Raw genomic sequence first — 12,841 nt, forward strand, 5'->3', positions numbered from 1 at the left:
CTCCTTTCTGACTATCTGAATTGGATTCTAAAAATCAAATAATCAAGCAACTAAAGGAATCATAACGAAAAAAATAACAAAAAACAATTATATATAAAAACAAATTTTCGAATTAATTTTTTTATGGTTATTTATTGAGGAATGTAAAGCGGCATATGTCCTAAAAGAATGATCGTAACGACGAAAATGATGAAGATCCCTAATGCATACTTTGCCGCTTCTTTTTGCCATTGTCCCATATCTAAACCTGTCAGGCGCAAAAGCAGATAAATAAATGCGACTAGCGGACTCAGTAAATGAAAAGCCTGTCCTAATAAGGAGGCAAGAGCCATCTGCATATTAGTAAATCCATAAGCACGACCTGCTTCTGCTAAGACTGGTAAAACACCAAAATAGAAACCATCATTTGAAATAAAAAATGTTCCTGGTGCAGAGATCAAAGCAATGACCAATCCCCAAAACCCAGCAAGCTGCTGAGGAATAAGGTGCGTGAAACTATTAGCTAAAGCGGTGGCCATACCGGAACCTTGGAATAAGCCCATGAAGATTCCTGCGGCAAAAACAAGGATGACTACTTGAACAGCATCGCCACCATTTGCGCCGATTCGTTCTGATTGCTCTTTCAATACTGGGTAATTGACCATCAAAGCAATACATGTTCCTACTAAAAACAAAAGGATAGGTGGAAGAGCAATACTTGAGATGAAAGAACTGGCAACTAACCAGCCGATGAGAAGAATCGTCAATGCAGCATTGAATAAAAAATTTTGTGGACAACGAATCTTTAGCATATCTGGATCAGAAACAGTTGTCATTTCTTTGATTTCTGCATCTGTCAACTCAGTGATTCCAAGCCTCGCCCGCTCTTGTTTTCCCATACGACGAGCAACAAATAAGATGACATAAAGCAATGAGAAAAACATTCCTGGGAGCAAATAAGTCAAGATATCCGCATCAACTTCTAGAACTGCCATTGCACGAGCAGTTGGTCCACCCCAAGGAAGCAGATTCATGATAGTGTTTTGAAGGATGATCAGCACACCAAGATTCATCATTTTCATCTTTAGTTTTTTATAGATCGGGATGAACGCAGAGCAACAAATCAATGTAGTTGTCGTTCCATCCCCGTTTAGTGATACTGCTGCTGCAACGACTGCAGTCGCCACTAGGACTTTCATTGGATCTCCCTTAGCAAAATAGATCATTTTCCTTGTAATCGGGTCAAATAAACCTGCGTCTAACATAATTGAAAAGTATAAAATAGCAAAAAGTAGCATAATCCCTGTATTTGCTGTAGTAGCTACACCTTCTAAGACAAAATCGCCGATATTTCCTTTATCGGCTACACCAGCTAGCATCGCGATAATTGTAAAACAAAGTGGGATAATAACTAACGCTGTAAATGGTGACATTTTCTTTTTCATAATGACAAACATAAACACGATAATCATTGCATAAGATAAAATTGTAAGTATCATGATAGTTCTTCCTCTCTAATTCTAAAATAAATGTAAGCGTTGACATGTTGCTGTAAAAAAATAAATACATTTGGCTCTTGAGCCACCTCACGCCTCCTTTTTGTTTTTTATCAATTCATTGCTTAACGTGGTTAAGAATAATCAATATGAAATACAGTGAAAAGATGAATGATGAAAAAGAACAGAGAAAAAACAATTCCTAAACTTATTTCTTAGCTTTAGCTTAATAAGTTCTTAACGAAATATTAATTCGAAGAAAATACTTATATACCAACGTTTTAAAGAGTTTTATTTATTTTTTGAAAAAAAGGAACAGCGAAAAAACAATTCAAACATAAAATAATGCTAGCTGATTTTTTAGTTATTTTTATAATGGAAATGAGTCGAATAACGGAGAAAGGAGAAAGGACTTGAACTTTTTGAAAAACTTGTTCAAAAAAGAAAAGCAGCAAAAAGAAGAATTTCACACAAAACATCCATCAAACGAAGCTTTATTTTCAGATGAATGGGAAGCGGTTCCAGAATATATTCCCACAAGTTCCGAAAATAACGAGATAGTGAGTGTAATCTCTGCTGCTATTGTTGCCAACGATCAGCCAAAAAGCCGATTCGTAGTCAGAAGTATCCAAGAACGCAATCCTGAAGCTGTACTTGTCTCCATGATTGCGACAAGTATCGTAGCAGGAGAAAAAGAAAAATCGCAATTCATTGTAAGAAAAATTATGAGAAAAAAAGAGAAATAATTATTGGAGGTCGAAAAAATGCTACGTAAATTCAAATTAACGATTGATGGAAAAGAGTATTTAGTAGAAATGGAAGAGATTGGCGGCACTCCTCAACAACTGTCTATGCCTAGCCAATCTGTTGTTCAGAAGCCAATAAGTCAAGAAGAGGAAACACCGTTAAAAAGAGAGACAGCACCCCTTACGCCGATAGCTCAAGGAACAGATGATGCCATCACTGCTCCGATGCCTGGCACGATCTTAAGAATACTTGTTGACAATGGGGAAGCTGTTCAGGAGAATCAGCCATTGATGATTTTAGAAGCCATGAAAATGGAGAATGAAATTGTAGCTGGAAAAGCTGGAACAGTAGCTGCTATCCATGTTACTGCGGGGGATATGGTCAATCCTGGTGATGCATTGATTACGGTTTCGTGATCGTTAATTTAAAAAGAGGAAGTGAAGTTTATGGAGACATTGATTGAAGGTGTAACTGGGATCGCAACGGAACCTGGACGCTTAGTTATGATGATCATCGGTGGCATACTGATGTATCTAGGAATAAAAAAGGAATATGAACCAACCTTACTTGTGCCTATGGGACTAGGTACGATTTTGGTCAATTTTCCCAATTCAGGGGTACTTAGTGCGGGCGGAGAAGCGGGGCCGTTTCAAGTTTTATTTGAAATGGGGATCAGCACAGAATTATTTCCTTTACTTTTATTTATTGGGATTGGCGCGATGATCGATTTTGGACCGTTATTGCAAAATCCGTTTTTGCTGTTGTTTGGGGCAGCAGCTCAATTCGGGATTTTCTTTACGGTAATCGTGGCCGTCTTATTAGGATTTGATTTAAATGACGCAGCCTCGATTGGGATTATCGGAGCCGCAGACGGGCCAACATCTATTTTTGTAGCGAATACGCTGAATTCAAAATATATGGGAGCGATTATGGTTGCTGCTTATTCGTATATGGCACTAGTTCCAATCATCCAACCAGTCGCCATCAAAGCAGTAACGACCAAAAAAGAACGTCAAATCCGTATGAGCTACCGTGCAGGCGAAGTTTCTCAAACAGCTAAGATATTGTTTCCTGTAGTGATTTCGGTCGTAGCTGGGCTTATTGCACCTGTGTCTTTACCTCTTGTGGGTTTCTTGATGTTTGGGAATTTGTTGAGAGAATGTGGCGTGTTGGATCGATTATCTATTACAGCACAAAACGAATTAGTGAATATCATCAGTATTTTGTTAGGTCTGTCGATTTCTGTCAAGATGCAGTACGAAGAATTTTTGAAAGTCGATACATTGATAGTGATCGGTCTAGGGCTAGTAGCCTTTATCATGGATTCTGTCGGTGGAGTGCTATTCGCAAAACTGCTGAATCTATTCCGCAAAGAAAAAGTGAATCCAATGATTGGTGCAGCTGGGATCTCTGCTTTTCCAATGTCTAGTCGAGTCATACAGAAGATGGCAACAGATGAAGATCCGCAGAATTTTATTTTGATGCATGCAGCTGGAGCGAATGTTTCAGGTCAGATTGCTTCCGTTATCGCAGGTGGACTGCTTTTGGCACTGCTCACATAAAAAGGAGGAATAAAAATGACAGAAGATTTATATAAGGAATTCGAATTACTATTGTTTGGCTGGGGCGGCGTATTCGTAGTGATTTTGATTATTTATTTAGCTTCTTTACTGCTGACCAAGACATTTCCGATAAAAAAATAAAGAAGGGCTTTTATGTACGTACTTAAACAGCTTTGGCTATCTAAAGAACATCAAACAATGATTAAGTGGCAGGAATTGTTGCATACTGTAGGGTTGAGTGGAAACGAGTGTCCAGATTATACAGTTGGTATTTATGATGGTGATCAGTTGATTGCCTCAGGGTCTTATGAAGGGCAGGTCATTAAATACATTGCTGTCTGTAAAAAATATCAGTCGGAAAAACTTCTGATTCGGATCATCAACCATTTAATCGAGAAGCTTAGAGAAGAAGGCAAGTTGCATTATTTTATTTATACTAAATTGGAAAATCAAAGAGTGTTCCGATCGTTAGGTTTTAAAGAAGTCTTTTCAACGAGAGAAGTCGCTTTTATGGAGTTAGGAGCACCGAATTTCAATGAATACAAAGCACTACTGAAACAGTCTAAGAAGGCAGAAAGTGCTAGCGGGATCGTCATAAATGCAAACCCATTTACGAAAGGACACCAATATTTAGTCGAATCTGCTGCAAAAGAAAGTGAATATGTGTATCTCTTTGTTTTATCCGCAGAAGAATCAATGTTTTCAGCGGCTGATCGTTTTGAAATGGTCAAAAGAGGTGTAGCCCATCTTAAAAACGTCAGTGTACTGCCAACAAATGATTATCTTATATCTGCTGCGGTGTTTTCTGCATATTTTTTAAAGGAAAAAGCACCAATCGAACAAGCTCGTATACAAGCAACTTTTGATTCACAGCTTTTCAAAGAAAAAATAGCACCAATTTTACACATCAATAAACGCTTTGTAGGGGAAGAACCTTTTTCAGAGGTCACGAATCTTTATAATCAAACCATGAAAGAAGTTTTTGATTCGGACATTTCTCTTATTATTCTTCCTCGTTTGAGCTGTAACGGCGAAACCATTAGTGCGACAAAAGCACGGCAAGCAATAAAAGAACGAAATGAACAAAAACTAATGAAATTCCTACCTGAGACTACGCTTGAATACTTACATCAAAAAGGAGTGATGACATGTGGAAATAAAACAAGTTGCAGCTGCTGGTACCGTTGAATCCAGCGATATTTTGATAACGATCGAACCAAATGAAAAAGAGACACTTAGCATTTCTTTAGACAGTAGTGTAGAGAAACAGTTTGGCAAGCAGATTCGACAAGTAATAACAGAAACACTGACTCATTTAAAGGTAACTTCAGCAAAAGTAACAGCAATCGACAAAGGAGCATTAGATTGTACGATTATTGCTCGATTGATTACTGCCGTTTATCGGGCTGCCGAGAAAGACGCTTATGATTGGGGGGAAATCGACAAATGGAAAAATTGAGAAGAACGATGATGTTTGTTCCTGGTGCAAATGATGCTATGTTGAGGGATGCCCCATTATATGGTGCTGATTCCATCATGTTTGATTTGGAAGATGCTGTATCGCTGAAAGAAAAAGATGCTGCTCGTACCCTTGTGCATTTTGCTTTAAAAACTATAGATTACGGTAATGTAGAAACAGTTGTCAGAATCAATGCTTTGGAACAAAGTGGTGAAGAAGATATCAAAGCTGTTGTCTCAGCCGGTGTGGATGTTATTAGGTTGCCTAAAACAGAAACAGCTCAAGAGATCATTGCAGTGGATAAAGTGATTACCAAAGCAGAGGAAATATTCGGCTGTACAGTCGGCACGACTAAAATGATGGCTGCTATTGAATCAGCAGAAGGTGTGCTGAATTCACGGGAAATCGCACAAGCATCTCCACGAATAGTTGGTATTGCTTTAGGAGCCGAAGACTATGTGACGAATATGAAAACAAAACGTTACCCTGATGGACAAGAATTGTTCTTTGCTCGGAGCATGATTTTGCACGCTGCACGTACTGCTGGTATAGCCGCTATCGATACGATTTATTCAGATGTAGAAAACATGGCTGGATTTCAAGCGGAGACGGCGCTTATCAAACAACTAGGCTTTGATGGTAAATCAGTGATCAATCCTCGCCAAATCCCTGTCGTACACGAAATCTATGCACCAACTAAAGCAGATATCCAACATGCAAAAGAAGTTATTTGGGCAATTGAAGAGGCAGATTCCAGAGGTTCTGGCGTTATTTCTTTGAATGGAAAAATGATCGATAAACCAATCGTGGAGCGTGCTGAGCGGGTGATTGCACTTGCAAAAGCTACCAATCTACTAAGTGAAGAGGAGTGATGAAAATGGTTTTGAATCAAGCAGGTAGAGAGATACCAAAAGAATATGCTGAACATTACGGTATTTTCGAAGGTGAACTTGCGCACATCAATTCGTATAAAGAAGCCAGTCGCAACATTAAACCAAAAACACCACGTGAAACAAAATTGTTAAGCAATTTACGCGAAGCAATTGAGCGAACAGGCTTGAAAGACGGTATGACGATTTCATTCCACCATCATTTTCGCGAAGGAGATCAAGTCATGAACAAGGTTTTGGCAGAAATTTCAGCGATGGGTATCAAAGATTTAACGATTGCGCCTAGCTCGATTGCCAATATTCATGAACCTTTGATCGATTATATCAAAAATGGAGTCGTCACCCATATTACAACTAGTGGATTACGAGACGAGGTTGGGGCAGCAATTTCTTCTGGAATAATGGATGCTCCTGTGATTATACGGTCTCATGGTGGAAGGGCAAGGGCGATAACGGCAGGAGACCTATCTATCGATGTTGCGTTTTTAGGTGCGCCTAGTTCAGATGTTTATGGAAATGCAAATGGAACAGTTGGTAAAGCAACATGTGGTTCTTTAGGCTATGCAATGGTTGACGCAAAATACGCAGATCAAGTAGTAATTGTGACGGACACGCTTGTACCTTTTCCTAATACACCTATTAGCATCCCACAAACAGATGTTGATTTCGTTGTTGAAATAGATTCGATTGGAGACCCAGAAGGTATTGCTAAAGGGGCTACACGATTCACTAAAAATCCAAAAGAGTTACTAATCGCAGAATATGCGGCTAAAGTAATCACTCAGTCTCCTTATTATCATGAAGGTTTTTCTTTTCAGACAGGTACAGGTGGAGCAGCATTAGCGGTGACACGCTTTTTACGTGAATCGATGCTTCAAGACGGGATTAAAGCAAGCTTTGCTCTTGGCGGTATCACGAAAGCGATGGTCGATCTATTGCAAGAAGGATTAGTAGAAAAAATCATTGATGTCCAAGATTTTGATCATCCTTCTGCTTGTTCACTGGGAGAAAACAGACATCATTATGAGATTGATGCCAATATGTACGCGTCTCCTTTGAGCAAAGGATCATTTATCAATCAGCTAGACACAGCTATCCTTTCTGCTTTAGAAATTGATACGGATTATCATGTCAATGTCATTACTGGATCAGATGGGGTGATTCGAGGCGCAGCAGGAGGACATCCTGATACTAGTATGGCTTGCCAAATGAGTTTAGTAATTGCGCCACTTGTACGAGGACGGATTCCGACAATTGTAGATAAAGTCAATACTGTAGTAACACCTGGTTCGAGTATTGATGTGGTTGTTACGGAATTTGGGATTGCTATCAATCCTAAGCGGAAAGATCTGATCCAACACTTTAAACAAATAGATATCCCACAATTTACGATTACTGAACTGAAAGAAAAAGCATATGGGATCGTAGGGACACCAGAACCGATCAATTATGGCGAAGAGATTGTTGCTTTGGTCGAATATAGAGATGGGACGATTATCGATGTGGTAAAAAATGTGTAATCAATTATTCCAAGGAACAACTGTTGGTTTGGAGCAAATGCTTACAGCACGTACGAAACGAGCAGAAATCCAAAAAGAAATGTTATCGATGAAAGAAAATACTGTTTTGCTTTGTGCAACGTTGAATATACCTGGGCCTGTCAAATACTCTGTAGGATTAGCAGAACTATTTGAACAGATCATTGAAGTTGTAGAAGATGCGATAGCTTTACATGCCATCCTTCGTTTATATCGAAAAGAAGTCACTGGACCAGAATATTATTTGCTACTTTCAATGCCTGAAAAGGAAGCGAAGGAGACCATGTTAGAAATCGAAGAAAGACATCCGTTTGGGCGTCTGGTTGATCTAGATATTTTGTGTTTAGTTGACGGGCAGCCGAACCCAATCAGCAGAAGCAGTTTAGGTCATCCCCCAAGAACTTGTTATCTCTGTCAGGAGCAAGCAAAAGTATGTGGACGTTCACGAAAACATAGTATGAAAGAAATGCAGGAAGCGATTCTGCTAATTACAGCAAAGGGGAGGGGAAAAAATAATGGCAAAAAAAATCCGATTGATGGAAACAGTCTTACGTGATGGACAGCAAAGTTTGATTGCTACACGTATGCCAACAAAAGATATGCTACCAATCTTGCATACAATGGATCAAGCCGGTTATTCTGCCTTGGAAGTATGGGGAGGAGCAACATTTGATTCTTGTATACGGTTTTTGAATGAAGATCCTTGGGAAAGATTGAGAAGTATCCGAAAAGAAGTAAAAAACACAAAATTGCAGATGCTTTTGCGCGGACAAAATTTATTAGGCTATAAAAATTATGCAGATGACGTGGTACGATCTTTTGTCGAAAAGTCAATCCAAAACGGGATTGATATCATAAGAGTGTTTGATGCATTAAATGATACGAGAAACCTGCAAACGGCGATTAGTGCTACAAAAGAAGCTGGTGGTCATTGCCAAACAGCAATCTCATATACCACAAGTGATGTTCATACGGTGGAATATTTTACTGAATTAGCAAAAGAAATGGTTCAAATCGGTGCAGATTCTATTTGTATCAAAGACATGGCGGGCGTATTGACCCCCAATACCGGATACGAATTAGTTAGGCGTATCAAAGATGCTGTAGATGTTCCTTTGGAGATCCACACGCATGCAACTAGTGGAATTTCAGAGATGACTTATTTGAAAACAGCTGAAGCAGGAGCAGATATTATCGATACAGCAATTTCTTCATTTGCTGGCGGAACGAGCCAACCGGCAACGGAGTCTATAGCGATGGCTTTGGAGGATATGGGCTTCGATACAGGATTGGATCTACAAAAAACAGAAGAAATCGCAGAATATTTCAATCCTATCCGAGATCGATTTAGAGAAGAAGGACAATTGAATCCAAAAGTAAAAGATACAGAACCTAAAGCATTAATTTACCAAGTTCCTGGAGGAATGCTTTCCAATCTGTTAAGTCAATTGACTTAACAAGGACTGCAGGACAAATATGAAGATGTATTGAAAGAGGTACCGAGAGTACGGGCAGATCTAGGATTCCCGCCGCTTGTTATGCCTCTTTCCCAGATGGTAGGAACTCAAGCATTAATGAATGTGATTACCGGCGAACGCTACAAGCTTGTCCCAAGTGAAATCAAAGATTATGTACGAGGCTTATATGGGCATCCACCAGTTCCTATACAGAAAGAAATAAAAAAATTGATCATTGGTGAGGAGAATGTAATCACCGTTCGTCCAGCAGATTTCATTGAGCCCCAACTTCCAGCTTTTCGTCAAGAAATTTCAAATTATGCAAAATCTGAGGAAGATGTCTTGATGTATGCTTTGTTTCCAATACAGGCAAAAGATTTTCTAGGAAGAAGAGAAGATCGATTTTACGATGTCCCACTCCAAATGGTAGAGGTGAAAATCGATTTTTTTGAAAATCAATAATTGAATAAAAAAGGACTGTCATAGGTACACACTGGAATGTATCTGTGACGGTCCTCTTTTATGAACGATTTTATCGAAGACGGATAGTACGTGTCAAAAATAAAAAAGCTACGATTAGAAATAACAATAAAATGTACCCCAAAATAACGGCTAGGCGATCCAATTTATTTGTCGATATGTGTTTGTTTAAAAGCTGATAGAACCATAATCCAATCAGACCTCCTGTTGTATTAGTAATTACATCAGTGATATCCGCTACGCCAATAACGAATAGGAATTGAATAAACTCTGCGAAGAAGCTTACAAGGAAAATGATCCCTAATTTTTTAGAAAAGGAAAGCCCTTTGAAATTGACATCCAAAAGCACCCCAAAAGGAAAAAAGACAATCAAGTTATAAGTGGTCTCGCGCAAAACCGTCGTATTTTCAAAAGAAAAAGTAGAAAAAGGGACGAGATTGACATTGCTATAAGAATAAGTGAGAAATTGTGGAAGATTAAATGACAGCTTGAATAAAATCAACCATAATAGAAAGAATAAATAAATCCCTAATAAAAATTTTGATACATACCGCATAGACATCTCCTCCATTTAAAAAGTATACCATCGAAAACCGCTGAAAAATCATAAAAAAGTATGAAGTTTAAGGGCCAATGTAGTTATCGTACGAAAATTAGAAGCTTTTTTTGTTGGGAATCCGGTTTCTTTTAAATGAGTTTAAAATGAGAAAATATTCAAATGTATAACTTAAGTAATTTTTATTCATCCACATTTTCCTCTCAAAGATTATTTTTAATAATTATATAAACTAAATGCATATATATATTATTTTTTGTATAAAGATGGAATATGCTATACATGAAAAAATTATGGAAAGATAAGTCTTTCAACACTTTTTTCTTCGGATTCATTCGTTTTACGCTCATTTCATTAATGATATTTACTTTTTTATTTTCTTGATGATAAAAAGAAAAAGTTAGATAATTGCATATATAGTTATATATATAAATTTCAGATAATTCGAATTATTTTGCCGAATCACCTTGACATTGCCTAATACCAATTGTATTATTTCAATAACTTTCATTATCTTTTAATTATTTCAGGTGATTTATTAATTAAACATGTTGCGCAATTATCTGGTTAATAGGGGTTGAAAAGGGTGAAAGCAGTATAAATAAGAGGGGGATATACATTATATGAAAAAAGTTTTAGCTTTGCTTCTAGTAAGTGCCGTTATGCTGGGAGCATGCGGGAGTAATGCAAAAGGGTCTAGCTCTTCAAAGAAAAGTGACCTTGTATCAGAATATAGTTCTGTATATGTAACAGATCTTGAAACGCTAGATTACACATTCTCATCCCGTAAAACGAATAGTGACCACTATACTAACTTTGTGGAAGGTCTTTTGGAAAATGACCAATACGGGAACCTGAAAGGCGATATGGCTAAGTCATGGGAAGTTAGTGATGACGGGTTGACTTATACGTATCATCTTCGCAAAGGTGTTCCTTGGGTGGATAGTGAAGGAAATGAGTATGGGGCTGATGTGACAGCAAATGACTTTGTTACTGGGTTGAAACACGCGGTAGATGTACAATCACAAACGTTATATATCGTGGCAGATAGTATCAAAGGCTTATCTGATTATATAGATGGTAAAACGAATGATTTTTCTACTGTTGGGGTAAAAGCAGTAGATGACTATACGTTGCAATACACATTGAATAAACCTGAACCATTCTGGAACTCAAAAACGACTTACGGTATCTTATATCCAATCAATGAAGAGTTCCTAAAATCAAAAGGGAAAGATTTCGGTAAACCAACACCAGACTCCATCCTTTATAATGGACCCTTCATCCTTGCAAACAATACAGCTAAATCAGTTATCGAATATACGAAGAATGAATCTTATTGGGATCCTAAAAATGTCCATTTAGACACAGTAAAATGGACCTACAATGATGGAAGTGATCCCGATGGGTTATTTAAATCTTACGAAAATGGAGAATTATCTCTTGCTCGTGTTTATCCAAACTCACCAGGATATAAAGACGTAACAAAAGCTTATCCAGATGGTGTGACTTGGTCTCAAACAGGTGGATCCACATACAATTTAACATTTAACTTTAACCGAGGTACATTTGATGCAACTTCAAAAACAACAGATAAAGAAAAAGAAGATACACAGAAAGCTATTTTAGATCGCAATTTCCGTTTAGCTATTCTATTCGGATTTGATAAGAAAAGCTATAACGCACAAAGTGTAGGAGAAGAAGGAGCCAATAAAGCATTACGTAATACACTTGTTCCTACCGATTTTGTAGAAATTGGCGGAAAACCTTACGGTGATACAGTGGCAAGTAAATTAAAAGCACTGGATTCCGATGCTTTTGGCGATGTAAATTTATCTGATGGACAAGATGGGTATTATAACGCAGACAAAGCCAAAGAATATATGGAAAAAGCAAAAACAGAACTAGAAGCAAAAGGTGTGCAATTCCCTATTCATTTAGATATGCCAGTTGAGGAAACTTCTGAGATTAGTGTCAACATGGTCAAATCTTTGAAAAAATCAGTGGAAACTTCTTTAGGATCAGATAACGTAGTGGTTGATGTTCAACTATTGAATGAAGATAAATATTTAGCTGCTACTTATCAAGCAACGACCGGACAAGCTGGCGACTTTGACATTACAAATGCCTCTGGTTGGGGTCCAGACTACACTGATCCATCTTCTTACTTGAATATCTATGATTCACGCAAAGGGGATATGATCCATACACTTGGACTGGAAGCTTCTGCCGTAGTACAAGGAACGGATCCATCAACTGCTGCGAAAAAAGCAATCAACTTACCTGAATACGACGCATTATTGGATAAAGCCGCTGCTATCACTGATGATTTAGATGCTCGTTACACTGCTTATGCAGATGCAGAAGCTTGGTTGTTAGATAATGCTTTGCAAGTACCAATTTATGCGGATGGTGGGACGCCGCGTGTCACAAATGTAGTGCCATTTAGTGGACCATATGGTTGGGCAGGAATTGCTGCAAACAAACTGAAATATGTAGAAGTACAAAGCGATATCGTCACAACAGATCAATACGACAAAGCGAAGAAAGCTTGGGAAACGAAAAAAGAAGAAACTGCGAAAGAAGCAGAAACAACAAGTTCTAAGTAATTTAGCTGAATGAATAGTAAAAAAGGCTTTCAATTTCTATTGTAGCCTTTTTTACTTATATGATGAAA

12 protein-coding genes and 1 pseudogene are annotated in these 12,841 nt (G+C 38.0%); 11 read left to right on the forward strand and 2 right to left on the reverse strand.

Going from position 1 to position 12,841, the window contains the following annotated elements; translation table 11 throughout:
• Positions 1–131: 131 nt before the first annotated feature.
• Entirely contained in the window at positions 132–1,478 is a 1,347-nt protein-coding gene (locus AC1F25_RS10140; protein WP_002312305.1) for a CitMHS family transporter, read from the reverse strand.
• Positions 1,479–1,888: 410 nt separating this feature from the next.
• On the opposite strand from AC1F25_RS10140, the gene AC1F25_RS10145 reads away from it, so the two are divergent.
• The 10 genes and pseudogenes from AC1F25_RS10145 to AC1F25_RS10190 all read left to right on the forward strand — a co-directional run bounded on the left by AC1F25_RS10145 (position 1,889) and on the right by AC1F25_RS10190 (position 9,590).
• The gene (locus AC1F25_RS10145) at positions 1,889–2,221 is read left to right on the forward strand and encodes a hypothetical protein (RefSeq protein WP_002312306.1); all 333 of its coding nucleotides are present in this window, start codon (positions 1,889–1,891) and stop codon (positions 2,219–2,221) included.
• An 18-nt stretch (positions 2,222–2,239) separates the two neighbouring features.
• Positions 2,240–2,638 (forward strand): acetyl-CoA carboxylase biotin carboxyl carrier protein subunit, encoded by a 399-nt coding sequence (locus tag AC1F25_RS10150; protein ID WP_002309879.1) that lies wholly within the window; start codon positions 2,240–2,242, stop codon positions 2,636–2,638.
• A 30-nt stretch (positions 2,639–2,668) separates the two neighbouring features.
• Positions 2,669–3,784, forward strand: coding sequence for a sodium ion-translocating decarboxylase subunit beta (locus tag AC1F25_RS10155; RefSeq protein ID WP_002316535.1), 1,116 nt, complete (start codon positions 2,669–2,671; stop codon positions 3,782–3,784).
• 15 nt (positions 3,785–3,799) lie between these two features.
• Complete coding sequence (locus AC1F25_RS10160) at positions 3,800–3,925, forward strand: OadG-related small transporter subunit (RefSeq protein WP_479994086.1); 126 nt, start codon at positions 3,800–3,802, stop codon at positions 3,923–3,925.
• 12 nt (positions 3,926–3,937) lie between these two features.
• A complete protein-coding gene (citC, locus tag AC1F25_RS10165; protein ID WP_479994087.1) occupies positions 3,938–4,972 on the forward strand; it encodes a [citrate (pro-3S)-lyase] ligase in 1,035 nt (344 codons plus the stop codon).
• Complete coding sequence (gene citD / locus AC1F25_RS10170; RefSeq protein WP_002309875.1) at positions 4,935–5,243, forward strand: citrate lyase acyl carrier protein; 309 nt, start codon at positions 4,935–4,937, stop codon at positions 5,241–5,243. The genes citC and citD overlap by 38 nt, the downstream gene beginning before the upstream one ends.
• Positions 5,231–6,115, forward strand: a complete 885-nt coding sequence (citE, locus tag AC1F25_RS10175) for a citrate (pro-3S)-lyase subunit beta (protein WP_479994088.1) — start codon at positions 5,231–5,233, stop codon at positions 6,113–6,115. The genes citD and citE overlap by 13 nt, the downstream gene beginning before the upstream one ends.
• A gap of 5 nt (positions 6,116–6,120) precedes the next feature.
• Positions 6,121–7,653, forward strand: coding sequence for a citrate lyase subunit alpha (gene citF / locus AC1F25_RS10180; protein ID WP_479994089.1), 1,533 nt, complete (start codon positions 6,121–6,123; stop codon positions 7,651–7,653).
• The gene (citX, locus tag AC1F25_RS10185) at positions 7,646–8,227 is read left to right on the forward strand and encodes a citrate lyase holo-[acyl-carrier protein] synthase (protein WP_002309871.1); all 582 of its coding nucleotides are present in this window, start codon (positions 7,646–7,648) and stop codon (positions 8,225–8,227) included. Before citF ends, citX begins: the two co-directional genes overlap by 8 nt.
• Positions 8,187–9,590: pseudogene (locus AC1F25_RS10190) on the forward strand (oxaloacetate decarboxylase subunit alpha). The gene citX and the pseudogene AC1F25_RS10190 overlap by 41 nt, the downstream one beginning before the upstream one ends.
• 70 nt (positions 9,591–9,660) lie before the next feature.
• Here the strand turns inward: AC1F25_RS10190 and AC1F25_RS10195 are convergent.
• Positions 9,661–10,164 (reverse strand): VanZ family protein, encoded by a 504-nt coding sequence (locus tag AC1F25_RS10195; RefSeq protein WP_002309868.1) that lies wholly within the window; start codon positions 10,162–10,164, stop codon positions 9,661–9,663.
• A 623-nt stretch (positions 10,165–10,787) separates the two neighbouring features.
• Here AC1F25_RS10195 and AC1F25_RS10200 point away from each other — a divergent pair.
• Positions 10,788–12,773, forward strand: a complete 1,986-nt coding sequence (locus tag AC1F25_RS10200) for a peptide ABC transporter substrate-binding protein (protein WP_002309867.1) — start codon at positions 10,788–10,790, stop codon at positions 12,771–12,773.
• Positions 12,774–12,841: the final 68 nt, after the last annotated feature.

The sequence above is a fragment of the Enterococcus sp. M-BR2 genome (assembly GCF_056612775.1).